Genomic DNA, 20,045 nt, shown 5'->3' with positions numbered 1-20,045 from the left:
AAACCGTTTCACACTTTTCTACGGACCAAACCCTATGAGAGAACAAGCGAACATGCCGCCTGTTCTCCAGAGAGTGTGGTTATTTCATCGCCGCATCGGTGATATCATGCGTCCAGGCGCCTTCCGGCTTCTTGGAGATGATTTTCTGGGCAAGCACAGCCTCTTCCGTCCGGTCATAAGCGGCCTTGTCCAGAACGCCATTGCCGAGCAGCTTGGCCACTTCATGCATCATATATTCCTGATGCTCCTTGGTCTGCGCACCGGTCGTGTCATTGTCGAGCACAATGTCTGCGGCTTCATCCGGATGCTCCTTGGCATAATTCCAGCCCTTCATCGAAGCGCGGACGAATTTCACCATATCGGCCTTGAATTTCGGGTCCTTCAACTTGTCCTGAAGCACATAAAGACCATCCTCGAGCAGATTGGCGTTCATTTTCGTGTAGTTGAACACCGTCAGCTTATCGAGCGTATAGCCGGCATCGATGGCCTGACCGAGCTCGTTATAGGTCATGACGTGAATGCAATCGGCCTGGTGCTGGATCAGCGGCTGGACGTCGAAACTCTGCTGCAGCACCTTCACGCCATTCGGACCGCCATCGGTGGAAATGCCTTCACGATGCATCAGTGCAAAGAAAGGCACTTCATTGCCGTAGAACCAGACACCGATCGTATGCCCTTTGAAATCGGCAAGCGTCTTGATCGGTCCATCCTTCGGACAAATGATCTCAAGGCCGGCCTTGGCATAGGGCTGGGCGATATTGACGAGCGGCACGCCCTTTTCGCGCGCTGCGAGCGCCGCACCCATCCAGTCGACGATGACGTCTGCGCCGCCACCGGCAATGATCTGTTCCGGCGCAATGTTCGGCCCACCGGGCTTGATGTCGACATCGAGCCCTTCGGCTTTGTAATAGCCCTTGTCCTTGGCAACGAAATAACCGGCAAACTGCGCCTGCGTCACCCATTTCAATTGCAGGGTGATTTTGTCGGCCGCCTCTGCCGAGACACCGGCCAGCGCCAGGCTTGCTCCCAGCAACAGCGACGCCATCTTCTGTTTCATCATGTTCTACCCTCTTTTATGATCTCTGCCCACCACGGACAGAGGGATGCCAGAACGTGACCCTGCGTTCGATCAGCGCCACAATGCCGTAGAAGAGCGAACCGGCTATGGCTGCGGCCAGAATTTCAGCCCAGACCATGGCGGTGTTCATCCGGCCCATTTCGGTGGAGATTCGAAAGCCGAGGCCCACCGTGGGCGAGCCGAAAAACTCGGCGACAATCGCGCCGATCATCGCCAGCGTCGAATTGATCTTCAAGGCATTGAAGATGAACGGCCAGGCAGCCGGAAGCCGCAAGGCAATCATGGTCTGCCACCAGCTCGCCGCATAGGTGCGCATCAGATCCCGCTCCATATGGCCTGCAGCCGACAGGCCGGAGAGCGTATTGATCAGCATGGGAAAGAAAATCATCGTCACGATGATGGCCGCCTTGGACGGCCATTCGAAGCCGAACCACATGATCATGATCGGGGCAAGGCCGACGATCGGCAGGGCCGACACCAGATTGCCAAGTGGCAGCAGTCCGTTTTTCAAAAAGGTCGAGCGGTCTATGGCAAAAGCACATAGAATCCCTGCACCACAGCCAAGCACATAGCCCGTCAGCACCTCCTTGAGGACTGTCTGGACAAAATCCTGTGCGATCACATCGAGCGACTGCAGCGCCGTCATGACGATCATGCTGGGCGCGGGCAAGAGAATGGGCGGGATCGGTAATCCGCGAGCCAGAACTTCCCAGACCAACAGCAGACAGACTCCAAAAATCGCCGGCACGGCAAGATTGACGCGGGCCGTCATGCTTCGGCTGCCAGGCCGCAGACGTACGAGATATTCGTTGAGACCCCAGCCGCCCAGCCAGAGCAAAACAGCAAACAGGAGAACAGCGATTTCCCTCATTGGCGCATCTCCGGCCGTACTCCCATCAGGCGATTGACGATCTGCTCAACCGCGCCGACCAGAAAAACCAGTAGTGCCGCACAGGCCGCCGCCACCAGCAGCGCTGCCCAGATTTGAATCGTCTGACCATAATAGGAGCCGGACAGTAGCCTTGCACCAAGCCCCGCCACAACACCGGTCGGCAATTCGCCGACAATGGCGCCGACCAGCGAAATGGCCACTCCCACCTTGAGCGATGCAAACAGGAACGGCAGGGCTGAGGGAAAGCGCAATTTCCAGAACAGCTGCGTCTGGCTGGCATTATAGGTATGCATCAGATCGAGCTGGATGATTTCCGGCGATTTCAGCCCTTTTACCATGCCCACAACCACCGGGAAAAACGACAGATAGGTCGAGATCAGCGCCTTGGGCAAAAGGCCGGAAATGCCGATGGCGTTAAGCACGACAATCAGCATCGGCGCCACCGCCAGGATCGGGATCGTCTGGCTGGCGATGATCCAGGGCATCAAAGACTTGTCCATCGCCCGGTTATGCACGATGCCCACGGCCAAAACTATGCCGAGGACCGTTCCAAGCACGAAGCCCAAAAGCGTGGCCGACAGCGTGACCCCGGCATGATAGATCAGGCTGCGTTTCGACGTTACAGCGACATCGACCGTCGATTTCCAGATTTCGGCAGCGATCTGATGCGGCGCAGGCAGCATCGGCTTATCGAGCGTATAGGATTTCAGCCACAGGCCCGAGGGCGTGAGCACCTCGCCTTTCAGTTTGGCCTGACTTTCGGCAAGCCCGTGATTCATCAAAAGCGCTGCTGCATACCAGACAGCCAGAAGTGCCAGAACCACGATCACCACAGGCAGGACATGTTTCTGCAACCGGTCAATCATCATAGGAGTGCCCCGCCTGCAATCCCTCACGCACCCGTCTGGCAATCTCGAGAAATTCCGGTGTCTCGCGGATATCGAGCGGCCGTTCTTTTGGTAGGGTCGAGGTGATCACATCGGTGACACGGCCCGGCCGCGGGCTCATGACCACGATCTTGGTCGACAGATATACGGCTTCCGGGATGGAATGGGTGACGAAACAGATGGTTTTGCCGGTTTCAGCCCAAAGGCCGAGCAATTGCTGGTTCAGGTGGTCGCGCACGATCTCGTCCAGTGCGCCGAAGGGCTCATCCATCAACAGAAGATCAGCATCGAAGGCAAGCGCCCGGGCAATTGATGCGCGTTGCTGCATACCGCCCGAGAGCGCCCAGGGATATTTCTTGCCAAACCCGGCAAGGTTGACGAGCGCTAGGGTTTTCTCGATACGCTTTTCCTGCTCGGCCTTTGAATAGCCCATGATCTCGAGAGGAAGGGCAATATTTTTCTCGATCGTTCGCCACGGATAAAGGGCTGGCGCCTGAAACACATAGCCATAGGCGCGGTTGAGGCGCGCATCTTCCGGCGTCGTGCCATTGACGAGAATTTCTCCCTCGCTCGCCCGTTCCAGATCGGCGATAACCCGCAGAAACGTGGTCTTGCCGCAACCGGAGGGCCCGATGAAAGAAACGAAATCTCCCTGTTTTATCTCAAGATCGACATTGGACAGCGCCTGAACAGGGCCATCATTGGTTTCAAAGGTCAACCCCAGCCGCCTCGCCGAGACGACTGTCTTTTTTTGCTCTGTCATGTGTTCCCGGTATCGTTGTTGTTCCCGGAGCTTTTCGCCCCTTGTTTTTGATGAACTCTTATCTCAGTCCACGTTTGGCAACAATGGCACAAACCGGTTGCGCAGCGCAATATGTCAAGACACACCCATGCACCAAAAGACAGTGCCTCCCCGGCACTGCCAGTTTCATTGCTGCCTGCATGTTCTGGTTGCGGTTCAGGCATCCACCCTTCTGTCATGACGGTGCTATCACACGCCCCGAACGCCTCCGACGCATATTCCCGTTTTATGCCCTCAGAGCGATTGACAGCCTGCATTCGGCTGATATTCTTTTATTGAAAAATAAATACCATAATTGTGGAACATAAAACTGGGAGCATCGCATGAAGCTGACATGGGCTTTGCTATTGGCTGCGGTTTTGATCGCGCCTGTCAATGGGGCATATGCGGATGAAAAGGGTGGGGTCATCAATGTTGCCACCATCGGTGAGCCACCAACGCTGGACCCGATGGCCTCCACAGCCGATCTGGTGGGCATGACGACCCAGCATATTTTTGAAACGCTTTATACCTTCGACGACAAATGGAATGTCATTCCGCTTCTGGCTGAAACCATGCCGTCGATTTCTGCGGATGGAAAAGTTTACGACATTCCGCTACGCAAGGGCATCCTCTTCCACGACGGCTCGACCATGACATCAGCCGATGTCGTCGCCTCGCTGAATCGCTGGATTGCCATTGCCTCGCGCGGAAAGCAGGTCGCTCCCTATCTCGACAGCATCACCGCCACCGGCGACAATTCCATCCGCATCACGCTGAAACAGCCCTATGCGCCGCTGATGTCGCTTCTGGCCTTTAACAATTCCGCCGCCGTGATCATGCCAAAGGTCGATCTTGCCGATCCACTGACCAAATTCATTGGTACCGGCCCCTATATGCTGAAGGCGCATGTGGCCGACCAATATATCCAGCTCGTTCGTTTCGATGGTTATAAACCCCGGTCAGAAGCGGCCAACGGTTTTGGCGGCGCGCGCAAGGCAATCCTCTCGGAAATCCGCTTCGTTCCGGTTCCCGATGCCAATACAAGGCTGGAAGGCGCAATTTCCGGTCAATTCGACTATGTCGACTCGCTTGCGCCGGAAAATCTCGACCGGCTGAAAGCCTCCTCCGCCTCGGAACCGGTGATCCTCAAACCTTTCGGCGCGCCGGTCTTCGTGATGAACACCAAGGAAGGCATGATGACCAGCAAGACGCTGCGTCATGCCATTCAGGTGGCGCTCAACCCGGAAGACATGCTGCTGGCAGCCTTTGGCAATCCTGAATTTTTCGCCGTCGATGGTGCGCTCTATCCAAAGGGCTATGTCTGGCATACCACGGCAGGCATTGAACGCTATGGCAAGGGTGACCCGGACGAAGCGGCAACACTGGCCAAACAGGCCAAATATGATGGCAAGCCGATCCGCATTCTCACCAGCCGACAATATGAATTCCATTACAAGATGGCGCAGGTCGCGGCCGAATATCTGAAAGCCGCCGGTTTCAAGGTCGATCTCGAAGTCTATGACTGGGCAACCCTGATCCAGCGTCGCGCCAATCCGGCGCTCTGGGATATTTTCGTCACACACGGCCCCTTCCCGCCCGAACCGGCACTCAATGGCTGGATGTCCGACAGCTATCCCGGCTGGTGGGCGAGCGCAGAAAAACACAAGGCGGTTGACCCCTTCCTTGCCGAATCCGATCCGAAAAAGCGGATCGAGGATTTTGCCGCCGTGCAGAAAGCCTTTTATGACGATGCGCCCGTGTTCAAGGTTGGCGATTTCAATGCGCTGTCGGCAAAATCCAAGAGCCTGAAAAACTTCCATCCCTCCCCCTGGCCGTTCTTCTGGAATGTCAGCAAGGCAGGACAGTAAGCCATTCGATCAGGCAGGACAGACTGATGATGCGTGCTTTTCCGAAGAATTTTCTCTGGGGTGTCGCCGCTTCCGCCTATCAGACGGAAGGGGCTGTGGAGAAGGATGGACGTGGCCAAAGCGTCTGGGATGTCTATGCCCACACGCCGGGCCGGACCACCAATGGCGACACCGCCGATATCGCCTGCGATCATTATCATCGCTATCCCGAGGATATCGCCCTGATGAGCGGGCTCGGGGTTAAAGCATACCGGCTTTCCACCGCCTGGCCGCGCATCTATCCGCACGGCAAGGGGCAGGTGAACCGTCGTGGCCTCGATTTCTACGACCGGGTGATCGATCTTCTGCTGCATGAAGGGATCGAACCGTGGATATGTCTGCATCACTGGGACATGCCGGTCGCCATCGAAGAAAAGGGCGGCTGGCGCAATCGCGACACGGCGCGAATCTTTGCCGATTACGCCGCCACCGTCATTGCCCATTTCAGTGACCGGGTGAAACGCTTTGCCCCGATCAATGAACCCAATGTCATTCCCTGGGTTGCCTATAATGTCGGTCGCCATGCGCCGGGCCAGCAGGATTATGCCGCCTGTCTTGCCGCCATTCATACGCTCAACCTCGCCCATGGCCATACGGTCAAGGCGGTACGAGCCGAAGCGCCGAAAGCGGAAGTCGGCAATATCGTCTCGCTCGGCCCCGTCAGGCCGCATTATCAGGATGCAGCCCACGAACAGGCGGTGGTACTGGGGGACTGCCTGTGGCGGCGGGTGACGGTCGATCCTCTTTGGCTCGGCATCTATCCCGAGCCGATCGCTTCTGAAATCGAGCCTTTGATCCAGGGCGACGATATGGACGTGATCAGCCAGAAAATGGATTTCTTCGGCCTTAACCATTACAATCCGGTCTTTGTCGGCCCCAACCCCACCACGAGTTTCGGCATCAGCGAAACCCCGCCACCCATCGGTATGGGACCCCTGACGGATGTGAACTGGGTGGTCGATCCCGACGCCTTTCTCGAACAGATCCGCGACACCAGCGCCCGTTACAACAAACCGGTGATCTATATCACCGAAAACGGCGCGTCCTTTGCCGATGCGCTGACGCCGGACCGCAAGGTGATCGATCCAGACCGGATCGCCTATTTCAACGCTTATCTCGGAAGGCTGCTTGATGCCATCGAGGAAGGTCATGACATTCGTGGCTATTTCGCCTGGTCGCTGATGGATAATTTCGAATGGGGGCGCGGGTTTTCCAAACGTTTCGGCCTCGTCTATGTCGATTATCCGACCCTGCAACGTATTCCGAAGGCCTCGTACCACTGGCTGTCCGGTGTTATCGGCCAGAATGGCCTATAGGAAGAGGTAAGCCGATGCTGACCTACATCCTCAAGCGTCTCCTCGGGATGATCGTTGTGCTGATGCTGGTGGTCACCATTGTTTTCCTGATCATCCGCGTCGCGCCCGGCGATCCTGCCGCCGTCATGCTGGGGCCGGATGCCACGCCTCAGGATATTGCCGATCTGAGAGCCCGGCTCGGGCTTGATCAACCGATTTCCGTGCAATTTCTGATCTATGTCGGGCAATTGCTGAGCGGCAATCTCGGCCGCTCGATCTTTCTCAACATTCCGGTCGGGCAGGCACTCCTCGAACGGGCCGAACCGACCTTTTTCCTCACCCTGTTTTCGCTGATCATCGCCACCGTCATAGCCGTGCCGATCGGCATTTACGCCGCTTACCGTCGCGGCTCGCTGGTGGACCAGTTGTCTACCGGCATCGGCATGTTCGCCGCCAGCATTCCCAGTTTCTGGCTGGGACTGATCCTCATGCAGGTCTTTGCCGTCAAGCTCAGGCTTTTTCCCGTCTCCGGCTATGGCGGGCCGGATGCCGGATTTTTCAATCGGATGACGCATCTGGCCCTGCCCTCCGTCGCCCTGGGGATCGTCTCCAGCGCACTTATCCTGCGCTTCACCCGCGCTTCGATGCTGGATGTGCTGGAGGATGATTATGTCCGCACGGCCCGCGCCAAAGGCTTGAAAGAGGGGCAGGTTGTGCTCGTCCATGCGCTGAAAAATGCGATGATACCGATTCTGACCGTGCTTGGCCTTACCGCCGCGGTGCTGATTTCCGGTGCTGTCGTCACAGAAACCGTGTTCGGCCTGCCCGGTATTGGCAGTCTGGTGGTGTCGGCGGTGCTCAGGCGTGATTATCCGGTGATTCAGGGCGCGCTTCTGGTGATTGCAGCCCTTTACGTGCTGATCAATTTCATCATCGACATGCTCTATCTGCTGGTCGATCCGAGGGTGCGCTACTGATGAGCCATTCCGAGACGCCCCTCCCCCCACCCTCTTTCGCAAAAAGCTGGCTGCGGCTTCTGTTGCAGCGCAAGACCATGGCCATTGGCCTCATCATCCTGATCCTCTTCGTGGTCATGGCAATCTCAGCGCCGTTGATCACTGCTTATTCGCCGTCGAAGTTGTCGATCGTCAGCCGCTTGCGACCGCCAGACGGTCTGCACTGGTTCGGCACGGATGATTTCGGCCGCGATATCTTCTCCCGCACGCTTTATGCCGGGCGGTTGTCGCTGCTGGTCGGGGCCGCCGTGGTGGCTCTCTCGGCCCTGATCGGCGTGACACTCGGCCTTTTGGCCGGCTTTTTCCGCCTGCTCGATACGCCGATTGCCCGGCTGATCGATGCGATGATGGCCTTTCCCGACATTCTCCTGGCAATTGCGCTGGTGGCCGCCCTCGGACCGTCGCTTGCCACCGTCATTCTGGCTCTCTCTATCGTCTATGCCCCGCGCCTTGCCCGCATCGTCCGCGCCTCGACGCTGGTGATCCGCGAACTGCCCTATATCGAGGCCGCCCGCACGCTCGGCATTTCCACTTTTCACATCATGACCCGGCATGTGCTGGTCAATCTGATGTCGCCCATTCTGGTGCAGGGTACGTTTCTGTTTGCCAATGCCATGCTGGCGGAAGCCGGCCTCTCCTTTCTCGGCCTAGGAGTCAGCCCGGAAGTGCCGACCTGGGGCACGATGATTGCCAGCGGTCGCCAATATCTCGGCGAAGCACCGTGGATGACCTATTTTCCCGGCCTTGCCATCGTTCTTGCGGTTATGTCGCTGCAGATGGTCGGCGACGGCTTACGCGACATGCTCGATCCCAAACTCAGAAAGGATGCCTAGATGATGGGCGAAGACACAGGCAAACCGCTTCTCATCGCGCATGCGAAACCGATGGCCTTTGGAGCGCATGAGGACGGCCTTTGCGATATCCTGATCGATAAGGAAGGCAGGATCGCCGCCATCGGCAGGGATCTGGTGATCGATGGCGAGGTTGAGCGGATCGATGCCAAAGGCGCCTTTCTTTCTCCCGGCTGGATCGATCTACATGTGCATGTCTGGTATGGCGGCACGGATATTTCGCTGAAACCATCTGAATGCGGGGCAGAACGCGGCGTCACCACGCTTGTCGATGCCGGATCGGCAGGTGAGGCAAATTTTCACGGTTTTCGCGACTATATCATCCAACCGGCCAAGGAGCGGATCAAGGCTTTTCTCAATCTCGGCTCCATCGGGCTTGTTGCCTGCAACCGCGTACCGGAATTGCGCGACATCAAGGATATCGATCTCGACCGAATTCTCGAATGTTATGCCGAAAACAGCGCGCATATCGTTGGGCTGAAAGTCCGGGCCAGCCATGTGATCACCGGCTCCTGGGGGGTGACACCGGTCAAGCTCGGCAAGAAAATCGCCAGGATCCTGAAACTGCCGATGATGGTGCATGTGGGCGAGCCCCCTGCCCTTTATGACGAAGTGCTGGAAATTCTTGGCCCAGGCGATATAGTCACCCATTGTTTCAACGGCAAGGCCGGATCGTCGATCCTTGAGGATGAGGATCTCTTCCGGCTGGCCGAACGCTGCGCTGGCGAAGGCATTCGCCTCGATATCGGCCATGGCGGCGCCTCCTTCTCCTTCAAAGTGGCTGAAGCGGCGATTAAACGCGGGCTCCTGCCCTACTCCATCTCGACCGACCTGCACGGGCATTCGCTGAATTTTCCGGTGTGGGATCTTGCCACCACCATGTCGAAACTGCTGTCAGTCGGCATGCCCTTCGACAAGGTGGTCGAGGCGGTCACCCATGCGCCCGCCGCCGTCATCGGGCTTGGCATGGAGAACCGTCTCACCATCGGCGCAAGGGCGGATTTCACCCTGTTCGACCTCGTCGATGCCGATCTGGAGGCCACCGATTCCAACGGGGATGTCTCCCGCCTGACCAAGCTGTTCGAGCCACGCTATGCGGTGATCGGTCGCGAGGCCATTGCCGCCAGCCGTTATGTGCCAAAAGCGCGAAAACTGGTGCGTCACAGCCATGGCTATTCCTGGCGGTGAGGTTTTGTTTTTTCACTGTGATCTACAAGAAGAGTTAGCTTTGTCTGTTTCCTCACGTCCTTTGTCATCGCCCATCTCAGAGCGGCTTGCAGCGCTCGGCATCGTGCTGCCGCCTGCGCCACAACCGATCGCCAATTTCGTCACCCATGTGCGCGAGGGCAATCTCATCTACCTTTCCGGCCAAGGCCCGCGCGAGGCCGATGGCTTTCTACACACCGGAAAGGTCGGACGGGAGGTCGATGTGGAGACGGCCTATGATCACGCCCGGCTGGTCGGCATCAATCTTCTGGCCGTGTTGCAGGAGGCCTTCGGTGATCTCGCCTGCGTGAAACAAGTGGTGAAACTGCTTGGCATGGTCAATGCCGATCCGGATTTTCAGGAGCATCCGCGGGTGATCAATGGCTGCTCGGATCTTCTCATCGCCGTTTTCGGCGAGGCGGGGCGCCATGCCCGCTCCGCCGTGGGTTTCGGCTCGCTGCCCGGCAATATCACGGTCGAGATTGAAGCCATCGTCGCCCTGAAAGAGTAAGCGAATGTCAACGCTCGCGCCATCCCATCTTTTTTTCGATCCTTGCCGCCGAAATCCGCACCTGGTCGGCATAACGGTCTTCATCCGCCAGCACCTTCTGTTCCGGCAGAACGATGGAGATCGTGGCGACACAGTGCCCGGCGCTATCGCAGATCGGCGCGGCAATACAGGCCACTGCATAATCGGACTCCGCCACCTGTATCGACAGCCTCTCGTTAAAGGCCTCCCCCGCTGCTGCCGAGAGAACCTGCGGATCGACCTCCGCCCGTCCTGTCGGCGATTGCCGCGCACAGCGGCGAAACAATTCCAGACGCTCGGTTTCCGGCAAATGGCCGACCAGAAGACGACCGGACGCCGTCCAGTTCAGAGGCACACGGGTGCCGACGCGCGAGGCCACCTGAAAATGGCTTGGCCCGTCCGCCATGGCCAGAACCAGCATATGGTCGCCGTCGCGCCCGCAAATCTGCACGGTTTCGCCCACCTGACGGCAAAGATCATGCATTTCATGGGTGGCAAGGCTGATGAAATCCAGAGACCGGGCATAAGCAAGGCCGTAATGATAAAGGCGCGATCCAAGCCAGAGACTGCCATCGCTCTGCCGCGTCAGCATGTTCTTTTCGACAAGATCGTCGATGATGACATAGACCGTCGACAGGGGAGCGGCGATTGCCTTGGCGATTGCGTAAGCACCGGCTGGCGTTCCGGTTTCATAAAGGTAATCAAGCACCTGCAAGGCCCGGTCCATGCCGCTGACACGCGAACGGCGCGCAGTTTTCCCGTCTTCTGTCGTGCTAGGGTCAATGGCAGATGACGTCATGGTGTTCAATTCATGGCTCCCGATACAACATTCTGGAGCCTATTACATTATTATGGGATAGCTGTCTATCTCCCCTCTTACAATGCGGAGTATGCGCATGACCGACGATATTCGCAGCCAATTGGGTCTCAGAGAGATTATCAATGTCTCCGGGACGATGACGAGCCTTGGGGCATCGATTGTGGTCCCCGAAGCCATAGAGGCCATGCGCGCTATCCTGCCGCAATTCGTCGAGATCAACGATCTACAGCGCAAGGCCAGCGCTGTCATTGCCCGTCTGACCGGTGCAGAGGCCGGCTTCGTCACCGCCTCATGTTCCGCCGGCATCAGCCTTGCCGTCGCCGGCACCATCACTGGCGCCAACCTGCTGGCCATTGAAAAATTGCCGGAAACTACGAACGAAAAGGCCGAAATCATCGTTCAGATGGGCCATATTGTCAGCTATGGCGCACCTGTCGATCAGTCGATTCGGCTTGCAGGCGGCAAGGTCGTGATGATCGGTCAGGCTACGTCCACGCACCGCTATCACATGGAAGAGGCGATCGGCGAAAAAACAGCAGCAGCCGTCTATGTGGTCTCACATCACGTGGTCAATTATGGCCTTCTGCATCTCACAGAATTTGTCGAAATCGCCCATGCACATGGCGTCCCCGTTATCGTCGATGCAGCCTCGGAATATGACTTGCGCGGATTTCTCGCAGCAGGGGCCAATATCGTGCTCTACTCGGGACATAAATTTCTGGGTGGGCCGACCTCTGGCATTGTTGCCGGGAAAAAAGAACTGGTTCGTCGTGCCTTCTTGCAGAATCTCGGCATCGGTCGTGGCATGAAAGTCGGCAAGGAAAGCATTTACGGCGTCATGGCCGCCCTTGATGCCTGGGAAAAGCGCGACCATGATGCCATTCGCGCCCGCGAAAAGGCGGCGCTTGCCCTGTGGCATGACGTGTTGGGAGGACGCCCCGGTGTCACGGCTCTGATCGAGCCCGACCCTACCGGTAATCCGCTGGATCGTCTGCGCGTCATCCTCGACTCCCAGGCCACCCACATTACAGCCTGGGATCTGGCGGCAGCACTTCGCAAAGGCACACCGCCGATCATCGTGCGTGATCACGAAGTGGAACATCATTATTTCTATCTTGATCCCTGCAATCTGCATCCCGGTCAGGCAGAGAGTGTTGCTCGAAGGCTGGCGGAGGAACTGGACAAGGCCCAGGCGTCCAACGCGATCATCGCAACACCGATCGAGGATTTGAGCCGGAATCGCTTCAATGGTCTGCTTCGCTGGCCGGATTGACACAGCAGCACGGGGGAAACTCGTCCCGTTTTCTGACAGCCTGATAAAATAAGAGTGGCGATTTGTGCAAAATCGCCCCTTTTCGGGACTTCGGCCCATTTCAAGCCAGGATCAATTTTGGCCTAATCCATTGCTCTCATTGTGATTTATGTTGCATAGCAAAAATTACACATTTTGGTGCTAAACAGTTATTAATAGTTCGAGAGCTTTCCGCTCTTTGCGCTTGCCTCTGGAAATTCCAAGGCTAAGATATTTGTCAGATAGACATATAACGCATTCAAGTTTGAAATTCATAATATAGATAGAAGCCATTTTATGGCTTCCAAGAATATCATCATTACAAAGCTTTGTAATTCGGCAACAGCATTGCCGAAGAGCGATTTTATACGTCCCATATTTGCATAGAAGGATAATTTTATGGAAAGATTCTATAAATCTCTTCCCCTTTCTGTCGCTCAAACGGGCATGTGGGTCAAAGAAAAATTCTCCCCTCCCGACCTGAGTTTTACTCTTGCCGAAGCCATGGATATCCATGGTCCTGTTGTGCCTGAGCTTTTCTGCAGGGCTCTGGAGCAACTGGGTGAGGAAGTTGAGGCGATACGTTCGCGTATCATCGAAACCGATGGCAAGCCGCATCAGGTCGTTCTCCCGCATCCTCGCAGTGAGTTCGACGTGATCGATTTCAGCGATGATGATCATGGGCGGGAAAAAGCCAGAGACTGGATGCAAGCCGAATTGCGTCGCCATCTTGATCTTGCCAGAGACGATCTCTGGTTCAGCGCCCTGATCAAGATCGCCGATGACCACTGGATCTGGTATCACAGGGTGCATCATATCCTGATCGACGGCTTTTCCGGCGGTCTGTTGGCGCGGCGGGTTGCCGACATCTACACCGCCCTGAAACAGGGTCGTGTTCCTGACGATTTCGATTTCGGCTCTCCTGAAGAACTGCTGGAAAGCGAAAATCAATACCGAAAATCCATCCATTTCGAACGTGATCGGTTCTATTGGCTTGAGCAGATGAAGGATGTGTCAACACCGGTGACGCTCGCACGGCGGGATGAAACGCCTTCCGGCGGCTTGCTGCGTTATCGCGCCATCATTCCGCAGGCTGATATCGCCACCCTTCAGGCAGAGGGAAAGAAAATGGGGGCAAGTCTGCCTCAATCCCTGATTGCCATGGTGGCAGCCTATTATGCTCGCGCCACCGATTGTGAAGATCTGACCATTGTCACTATGGTGACAGGGCGTATCAGCGGCGCGGTACGCCGTATTCCGGGTATGGTGGCCAATGCCGTACCGCTGCGCTTCAAAATCACGACGGATCTCACCTGGCAGGATCTCGTCAAACAGGTTTCGAGCCAGATGATGCGGGCATTGCGGTATCAACGCTACCGCTACGAGGACCTGCGCCGCGATCTCGGCTTTGCCGGGCAGGATGAACAGGTCGCCCGGCTGGGCGTCAATATCGAGCCCTTCGACTATGATTTGCGCTTTGACGGTCACCCGACCACTGTTCACAATCTGTCAAACGGCACGATGACCGATTTCACCATATTCGCCTATGACCGAGGTGATGGCGGCGATCTCACCGTGGATTTTGATGCCAATCCGGCGCTTTACACGTTCGAAGAACTACAGGAACATCAGGCGCGCTTCATCCACATGCTTGAAGCCATTCTGAAACAGCCGGACAAGCCGATTTCCTCCGTTTCTCTGCTGAGTGAAGACGAAAGTCGCAAGATCCTGTTCGACTGGAACGACACGTCCCACTCAATTGCCGAGACAAGCTGGCTCGATCTCTTCCGGCAGCAGGTTCAGCGCCAACCTGAAGCTCCTGCCGTGATTTTCGAAGATCGCAGTCTGACCTATACAGAGCTGGATCAAGCCTCTGATGATTGGGCGGCGGTTCTCACAGGTCAGGGCATCACAACCGGTCATCTCGTTGCGGTGGCCATGCCACGCTCGGAGCAGATGGTGGTCGCCCTCCTTGCGGTGATGAAATGCGGTGCGGCCTATCTTCCGCTTGACCCCTCCGATCCGGGACAGCGTCTGGCGATGATCCTGGAGGATGGCAGACCAAGCGCGCTTTTGACAACAGAAGCCGTCAGTGCTCTGCTTCCTCCATCCGACATCCTCTGCATCATGCTGGATCGGGCCGATGCAGGTATGGAGCGCGTCTCCCCGCCCCCGGCTGGACCACAGGCATCGGATACCGCCTATGTGATTTTCACCTCCGGCTCAACCGGACGACCCAAAGGCGTGGAAATCAGCCACGGCTCCCTGCTCAACTTCCTGCATTCCATGCAGGATCTGCTCAAACTCACGCCAGCGGACCGTATTGTGGCGGTGACCACCATCGCTTTCGATATTGCCACGCTCGAACTCTATCTGCCTCTGGCAACTGGCGCCGCGACTGTGGTGGCGACCCGGGATGTTGTGAAAGACCCTGAAGCGCTTCAAGCTCTCATCAGGAAGCAATCTGTCAGCATCATGCAGGCCACACCGTCGCTCTGGCGTTTGCTGCTGAGTGAATATCCGCAGACGCTCACAGGTCTGCGTCCCCTTGTCGGTGGCGAAGCCCTGCCAAGGGACTTGGCACGGATGATGGAACGACTGGGGCATCCGGTGATGAACCTTTATGGTCCGACCGAAACCACGGTCTGGTCCACGGTTATGCCGCTCACCGGCAATGATCTCGATAGCGTACCGATCGGCCGCCCCATCTGGAACACCCAGGTATATGTGCTGGATCGTATGCGTCAGCCGGTTCCGCCCGGCTACACGGGTGAACTTTATATTGGCGGCAAAGGTGTGGCCAAAGGCTATCTGAACAAGCCCGACCTGACAGCGGAACGGTTTCTTCCCAATCCCTTTGTCGGCGGTGAAGAGCGCATCTACCGGACAGGCGACCTTGCACGTTGGCGCTCGGATGGCGTTCTCGACTATCTGGGCCGGAACGATCACCAGATCAAGATTCGCGGCTTCCGCGTCGAACCCGGCGAAATCGAAACGGCCCTCATGGCGATAGAGCCTGTTCGACAAGCCGTTGTGGTCCTGCGGGAGGACCCCGGAAAGCACAAGCAGCTTGTTGCCTATCTGACATCAAAGCCCCAGCAGACCATCGATACCGGTTTGGTGGCCGAACATTTGGCTCAGGCCGTACCTCCCCAAATGATTCCCGCGGCATTTGTCGTGCTCGATGCCCTCCCCCTCAACACCAACGGGAAAATCGACCGGAATGCATTGCCAGCCCCGCAATGGCAACTATCCGAACAGCATGTCATGCCGCGAAATGAAACCGAAGCCACTTTGGCAAGCATCTGGTGCGATGTGCTGAAGATTGACATCGTCAGTGTTCATGACAATTTTTTCCAATTGGGCGGTGATTCTCTTGCGGCAGCCGCGATGGTTTCGGCCTTGCGGCGAAAATTCGACGGAACGATACCCTTAGCCGGCTTCCTTGAACATCCAACGATTGCCCACCTTGCTCAGCACATTGACACGAAGAAAAACCAGCCATCCCGAATTGCTCCCGTCTTGCCTATCCGTCGGCAGGGTAACAGAGCCCCCCTCTTTTGCATTCATCCGGTCATGGGACTGGGCTGGGCGTTCACGGTGCTTGCGCAGCATATTCCAGAGGATATTCCGATATACGCTTTACAGGCTGACGGCCTCAATGACCTTGCCGAGCTCCCCCACTCCATTGAGGAGATGGCATTACGCTATTTGAAGCGCATCAAGGACATCCAGCCGGAAGGCCCCTATTCTCTTCTTGGCTGGTCTCTTGGCGGTCTGATTGCTCATGATATAAGCCGCCGTCTGAGCGAGAATGGAGAGGAAATCACCTTCCTAGGACTGCTCGATTCCTACCCCTTCTTGCCCCCAACTGGGCCACGGTTCAGTGATGAAACGGTTCTGGCAAAAGCGGCGCTGGGCTTCCTTGGCTTTGATGAGGATTCTTTGGGAGATCGCCCTGCCCTCAGCCGTCTCGGGGATTTTCTCTATAATGAATATGGCTTGGCGGAAAACATATTTATAAAGCAGGCCAGCGATCAAGATCCGGACTTTCTCGACCGCGTGCAGAAAACCATTTTGCATCATCTCGATCTGGCACAGCGATATGTTCCAGGCAGAGCCGTTGTCGACATACACTTCTTCAGGGCGGAGCCGGGATCATCGGACAGCGTCAAGACAATCCTGAACTATAATGTTGATGTCTGGTCTATGCATATTGATGGTCGTCTGCACATTCATGACATGTCCTGTTCGCATCAGGACATGCTGGAGACTGACCATGCCGCTCAGATCGGAGCTGTTTTTGCTCACGAATTGCTGGGTGATATGGTCACACGCCTGACAACCGATCACGACTTAAGGCATGTTAGGATGAGGGGTACGGCCTTTTAATGGCGTGCTGCATATCCAACCTCTAGAGCATCATGCCGAAAATCGGGGCAGGCAGGATGCTCTCAGATTTTGTTTGCGCATCGGGGTTTTCCGAAAACCGGTTCCCACTTTTCGGACATGCTCTAAAACGCGCCGCGTTTTAGAGCATGTCCGGATTTCACAAAACCGCTCAAACACTCTAACGAACGGCTCTGGAGCATTTGCATATGGAAATGCTTAGGAACCAAGCCTGGTAACTTTTCATTGTTTCCGTAAAGAACGGAACAATCTAAACGGAGTGCTTCCCCAGAAAACAAAGACCACCCTTGCCTCGCTTTTGCGTCACGACGCTATGGCGGTATGATTGCTAACGACACTTTCCGCGACCTTCAAAACTTCTGACTGTTGCTGCCGAAGTTTCACATACCGATAAATATCTTCCGCAAAGTCGGGATTTTTCTTTGGATCATAAAAAGATCCGATATCCAGATGCAATTCACGACGCTTGTCTTCAAGAAGCTCTTTCAGCTGGGCTGCTTCATTGCGAAGACGAAAGAAGTCTCGCATCAGGTCCATCAATAGCTCTGAGGGGCCTGACTTATTCATCCATCGTACTCCTGACTGTTCATAGATATCCGACCTTAGAGCCCGATTCGTATGACCAAGTCATGGCCAATGTAAAAGTCATCACATAGTTCGTTCAAAAGTCTGTTGTAGCGCGAACGCAATACCCATCGCGCCATCGTCATTAAATCTCAATTTGGTAAATATGACGTTACTTAGGAAACAGGCTTGCCTCCTAAAACCGTCACCAGAGCATCGGCCGAAAAGTGGGAACCGGTTTTCGGAAAAACCCGATGCGGAAACAAAATCTGAGAGCATTGTGCCAGCCCCGATGTTCGGCACGATGCTCTTATGGTCTTGGCCCTCTGGATGTTGCCAGCTGTCAACATGCCGTTGTCTACTTGCCGTCACATCAGCGTAAGTGGGAATATAAGGCGCGCTTACAACAAAGTGCTCTGATTTCTTTGCACATGGCGCTTCATGAAAGGCAATTGAACGCGACATGCTTTAGTCGATCGTCGAATGCCGTGTTGACAGCTGTCAACGCTCTCATTCTTTGTTCTTACGCATTTACGGACGGAGAGCCGTTTAACACTTTTCCAGGAAGGGCTCTAACACATGACGCGTTTCATTGAGGCCAATAAAACGCGTCATGTGTTAGATTTCTTAACATGATTAAAATCTGGCTTTAATCAGGGAAAGGGAGATCTCGTTTATTCCTTTCCGTCGTTGCCGCCTTAATATTGGATGAGACTTCGCGGCAACCTTAAAAGTCAAAATTACCAAGGATTGACTTCACATCATCAGAGCAAGCCGCCAAACTAAACGGATCTCTCAGCAGACGCGACTGCCAGTTCCGATGGAGCAGGGGCTTTTCTGACGTAATGTTGCGCAATCATCGCACAAGCCATCAGCTGCATTTGATGAAATAGCATCAAAGGCATCACAATCGCGCCGATGGATTGGCCAGCAAATATCGCGCTTGCCATCGGAACCCCTGAAGCCAGACTTTTCTTCGACCCGCAAAAGGTAATGGCAACTTCATCTTCCCTTCTAAAGCCGATCATTCGGCTGCCGAACATTGTGAACGACAAGATGACCATGAGCAGAAATGCGTTCACGGCGATAACGATCAGAATGTCACCCAATGAATACTGCCTCCAAATACCCTCCATCATTGCCTCGCTAAAAGCGCCATATACGACCATGAGGATCGATCCTCGATCGATTGGTGTGAGCAGAGATTTGCGCCTTCTGACCCAATCTCCAATCCAAGGCTCCATCAACTGTCCGACTATAAATGGCAAAAGCAACTGAACGAAGATATCAAGAATTGCTTTTGCGGATATGCCGCCATGTCCTGAAGACGTTAAGATCAGTCCACACAGAAGGGGTGTAACGATCATTCCCAGAATGTTCGACGCGGATGCAGAGCATATTGCGGCTGGCACATTTCCATGTGCGACAGACGTAAACGCAATTGATGATTGCACAGTTGATGGCAAAACGCAGATATACAAAATACCGATTGCCAAGGTAGCAGGGATCATACCTTTCAGGAGATGAACCACTATGAGTCCAAGTACAGGGAAGATAATGAACGTTATCATCAGGATGACAATGTGAAGGCGCCAGTGCAAAAAGCCCGCAACCACGACATGACGTGACAGGCGTGCCCCATGCAGAAAGAAGAGCGCAGCAATGGCCAGTTTTGTTGCCACGGAGAAATAAGAGGCCGGCCAGCCATGAATCGGCATCACGGATGCCAAAAGAACCGTACTGACAAGCATCAAGGTGAATTTATCAGGCAAGTACCTCATTTCGTAACCTTACTTAAGTGATATGCCGAGCCATGGCTCGCCTGTGATTTCTTTGAAAAATGCATACACTTTTTGTGCGCGAGACGCAAGCTTTTGATGAACCGCAAGCGAAATTGTGTGGCTGCTTGATCCAGGAGATCCGCCTTCTGGTTAACGTATCGCTATTATAGCTCGGGGAAGGGTGCAGATGAAGCGCATCCTCGCATGATGATGTGCATGCTTTCAATATCGGCATCTCAGATGTGTAATCTGCCAACCGCAGGCCAGCCATCTTGAGGCAATTCCAAATTTGCCATCAACCAGTGTAGTGGGGACGTAATGCGTGCTGTTGCCAAAACCAAGCTGTTGCTGCTCTTAAATGAAAGTGTCTATACCGTGCGGCTTTATCCATAATGGCGCCAATCAGGAATGCTGAAACTTGATTCCGAGGCGTGGTGGATTTGGTGTTCGCCCTTGAACAAGATGGCAACACATTTGAAATTCGTGTTTGATAACGGAAAACGGCATGGATATGCTGTTGACAGCTGTCAACGTCAAACCCGTCAAGCTGTTTTCGACAGAATGAAAGTATGGGGCGGAATGAAAGAGGAAGACAGCGTTGGCAAAGCCATTCGGCAAGGGGCGGCACAAGTTTGCGGGGCATGACAGGCTTCTCCGCCGAATTCTGGAGGATTGCCGCCCGTTGACACTCATCATTGCTCCGGCCGGGTTTGGCAAGAGCGTGTTGTTGCGCA

Annotated in this window: 16 protein-coding genes; 9 read left to right on the top strand and 7 right to left on the bottom strand. The window is 55.3% G+C overall.

From position 1 onward, the window contains the following. Positions 1–79 precede the first annotated feature (79 nt). Genes NAC44_RS12670 through NAC44_RS12655 form a run of 4 tightly spaced genes read right to left on the bottom strand, consistent with a single transcriptional unit; the run spans position 80 to position 3,620 of the window. Positions 80–1,057 carry an ABC transporter substrate-binding protein gene (locus tag NAC44_RS12670; protein WP_250941483.1) on the bottom strand — a complete coding sequence of 326 codons (978 nt, stop codon included), beginning with the start codon at positions 1,055–1,057 and terminating at the stop codon, positions 80–82. Positions 1,058–1,073: 16 nt separating this feature from the next. Beyond that, positions 1,074–1,949, bottom strand: a complete 876-nt coding sequence (locus NAC44_RS12665; protein ID WP_250941251.1) for an ABC transporter permease — start codon at positions 1,947–1,949, stop codon at positions 1,074–1,076. Then, on the bottom strand, positions 1,946–2,839 hold the full coding sequence (locus NAC44_RS12660; protein ID WP_250941249.1) for an ABC transporter permease: 894 nt from the start codon (positions 2,837–2,839) through the stop codon (positions 1,946–1,948). Before NAC44_RS12660 ends, NAC44_RS12665 begins: the two co-directional genes overlap by 4 nt. Beyond that, the gene (locus tag NAC44_RS12655; protein ID WP_250941248.1) at positions 2,829–3,620 is read right to left on the bottom strand and encodes an ABC transporter ATP-binding protein; all 792 of its coding nucleotides are present in this window, start codon (positions 3,618–3,620) and stop codon (positions 2,829–2,831) included. Before NAC44_RS12655 ends, NAC44_RS12660 begins: the two co-directional genes overlap by 11 nt. A gap of 362 nt (positions 3,621–3,982) precedes the next feature. Between NAC44_RS12655 and NAC44_RS12650 the strand changes: the two genes are divergently transcribed. The 6 genes from NAC44_RS12650 (at position 3,983) to NAC44_RS12625 (ending at position 10,427) form a co-directional block, all read left to right on the top strand. Then, on the top strand, positions 3,983–5,509 hold the full coding sequence (locus NAC44_RS12650; RefSeq protein ID WP_250941247.1) for an ABC transporter substrate-binding protein: 1,527 nt from the start codon (positions 3,983–3,985) through the stop codon (positions 5,507–5,509). A 26-nt stretch (positions 5,510–5,535) separates the two neighbouring features. After that, positions 5,536–6,864 (top strand): GH1 family beta-glucosidase, encoded by a 1,329-nt coding sequence (locus NAC44_RS12645; protein ID WP_250941246.1) that lies wholly within the window; start codon positions 5,536–5,538, stop codon positions 6,862–6,864. 14 nt (positions 6,865–6,878) lie between these two features. Beyond that, a complete protein-coding gene (locus tag NAC44_RS12640) occupies positions 6,879–7,820 on the top strand; it encodes an ABC transporter permease (RefSeq protein WP_250941245.1) in 942 nt (313 codons plus the stop codon). Next, the gene (locus NAC44_RS12635) at positions 7,820–8,692 is read left to right on the top strand and encodes an ABC transporter permease (protein WP_250941244.1); all 873 of its coding nucleotides are present in this window, start codon (positions 7,820–7,822) and stop codon (positions 8,690–8,692) included. The genes NAC44_RS12640 and NAC44_RS12635 overlap by 1 nt, the downstream gene beginning before the upstream one ends. Next, positions 8,693–9,898: an amidohydrolase/deacetylase family metallohydrolase gene (locus tag NAC44_RS12630; RefSeq protein ID WP_250941243.1), complete on the top strand. Its 1,206-nt coding sequence runs from the start codon at positions 8,693–8,695 to the stop codon at positions 9,896–9,898. 61 nt (positions 9,899–9,959) lie between these two features. Then, positions 9,960–10,427, top strand: coding sequence for a RidA family protein (locus tag NAC44_RS12625; RefSeq protein WP_250941242.1), 468 nt, complete (start codon positions 9,960–9,962; stop codon positions 10,425–10,427). Positions 10,428–10,434: 7 nt separating this feature from the next. On the opposite strand, the gene NAC44_RS12620 is transcribed toward NAC44_RS12625, so the two are convergent. Then, positions 10,435–11,244 carry an IclR family transcriptional regulator gene (locus tag NAC44_RS12620; protein ID WP_250941241.1) on the bottom strand — a complete coding sequence of 270 codons (810 nt, stop codon included), beginning with the start codon at positions 11,242–11,244 and terminating at the stop codon, positions 10,435–10,437. Between the two features lie 97 nt (positions 11,245–11,341). Between NAC44_RS12620 and NAC44_RS12615 the strand changes: the two genes are divergently transcribed. After that, the gene (locus NAC44_RS12615) at positions 11,342–12,538 is read left to right on the top strand and encodes an aminotransferase class V-fold PLP-dependent enzyme (protein ID WP_250941240.1); all 1,197 of its coding nucleotides are present in this window, start codon (positions 11,342–11,344) and stop codon (positions 12,536–12,538) included. Between the two features lie 417 nt (positions 12,539–12,955). Further along, positions 12,956–16,948, top strand: a complete 3,993-nt coding sequence (locus NAC44_RS12610) for an amino acid adenylation domain-containing protein (protein WP_274706884.1) — start codon at positions 12,956–12,958, stop codon at positions 16,946–16,948. 321 nt (positions 16,949–17,269) lie between these two features. Here NAC44_RS12610 and NAC44_RS12605 read toward each other — a convergent pair whose 3' ends face one another. Together NAC44_RS12605 and NAC44_RS12600 are read right to left on the bottom strand one after the other, a co-directional pair. Next, complete coding sequence (locus NAC44_RS12605; protein ID WP_250941236.1) at positions 17,270–17,533, bottom strand: hypothetical protein; 264 nt, start codon at positions 17,531–17,533, stop codon at positions 17,270–17,272. 779 nt (positions 17,534–18,312) lie between these two features. Further along, positions 18,313–19,311 carry a bile acid:sodium symporter family protein gene (locus NAC44_RS12600; RefSeq protein ID WP_274706883.1) on the bottom strand — a complete coding sequence of 333 codons (999 nt, stop codon included), beginning with the start codon at positions 19,309–19,311 and terminating at the stop codon, positions 18,313–18,315. Between the two features lie 408 nt (positions 19,312–19,719). Here NAC44_RS12600 and NAC44_RS12595 point away from each other — a divergent pair, with 408 nt between their 5' ends. Further along, positions 19,720–19,956: a hypothetical protein gene (locus tag NAC44_RS12595; RefSeq protein WP_250941232.1), complete on the top strand. Its 237-nt coding sequence runs from the start codon at positions 19,720–19,722 to the stop codon at positions 19,954–19,956. Positions 19,957–20,045 lie beyond the last annotated feature (89 nt).

The organism is Allorhizobium sonneratiae, assembly GCF_023700755.1.
GTDB classification, from domain to species: Bacteria; Pseudomonadota; Alphaproteobacteria; order Rhizobiales; family Rhizobiaceae; genus Allorhizobium; species Allorhizobium sonneratiae.
The sequence above is the reverse complement of the archived record's forward strand: the minus strand, read 5'-3'. Positions and strand labels throughout refer to the sequence as shown.

What these genes read in the sequence shown, in the direction of transcription:
- NAC44_RS12655 (WP_250941248.1), bottom strand. Translation starts at nt 3,620, where the DNA reads ATGACAGAGCAAAAAAAGACAGTCGTCTCGGCGAGGCGGCTGGGGTTG.
- NAC44_RS12650 (WP_250941247.1), top strand. Translation starts at nt 3,983, where the DNA reads ATGAAGCTGACATGGGCTTTGCTATTGGCTGCGGTTTTGATCGCGCCT.
- NAC44_RS12600 (WP_274706883.1), bottom strand. Translation starts at nt 19,311, where the DNA reads ATGAGGTACTTGCCTGATAAATTCACCTTGATGCTTGTCAGTACGGTT.
- NAC44_RS12635 (WP_250941244.1), top strand. Translation starts at nt 7,820, where the DNA reads ATGAGCCATTCCGAGACGCCCCTCCCCCCACCCTCTTTCGCAAAAAGC.
- NAC44_RS12605 (WP_250941236.1), bottom strand. Translation starts at nt 17,533, where the DNA reads ATGAATAAGTCAGGCCCCTCAGAGCTATTGATGGACCTGATGCGAGAC.
- NAC44_RS12645 (WP_250941246.1), top strand. Translation starts at nt 5,536, where the DNA reads ATGATGCGTGCTTTTCCGAAGAATTTTCTCTGGGGTGTCGCCGCTTCC.
- NAC44_RS12620 (WP_250941241.1), bottom strand. Translation starts at nt 11,244, where the DNA reads ATGACGTCATCTGCCATTGACCCTAGCACGACAGAAGACGGGAAAACT.
- NAC44_RS12595 (WP_250941232.1), top strand. Translation starts at nt 19,720, where the DNA reads ATGCTGAAACTTGATTCCGAGGCGTGGTGGATTTGGTGTTCGCCCTTG.
- NAC44_RS12615 (WP_250941240.1), top strand. Translation starts at nt 11,342, where the DNA reads ATGACCGACGATATTCGCAGCCAATTGGGTCTCAGAGAGATTATCAAT.
- NAC44_RS12610 (WP_274706884.1), top strand. Translation starts at nt 12,956, where the DNA reads ATGGAAAGATTCTATAAATCTCTTCCCCTTTCTGTCGCTCAAACGGGC.
- NAC44_RS12665 (WP_250941251.1), bottom strand. Translation starts at nt 1,949, where the DNA reads ATGAGGGAAATCGCTGTTCTCCTGTTTGCTGTTTTGCTCTGGCTGGGC.
- NAC44_RS12640 (WP_250941245.1), top strand. Translation starts at nt 6,879, where the DNA reads ATGCTGACCTACATCCTCAAGCGTCTCCTCGGGATGATCGTTGTGCTG.
- NAC44_RS12660 (WP_250941249.1), bottom strand. Translation starts at nt 2,839, where the DNA reads ATGATGATTGACCGGTTGCAGAAACATGTCCTGCCTGTGGTGATCGTG.
- NAC44_RS12630 (WP_250941243.1), top strand. Translation starts at nt 8,693, where the DNA reads ATGATGGGCGAAGACACAGGCAAACCGCTTCTCATCGCGCATGCGAAA.
- NAC44_RS12670 (WP_250941483.1), bottom strand. Translation starts at nt 1,057, where the DNA reads ATGAAACAGAAGATGGCGTCGCTGTTGCTGGGAGCAAGCCTGGCGCTG.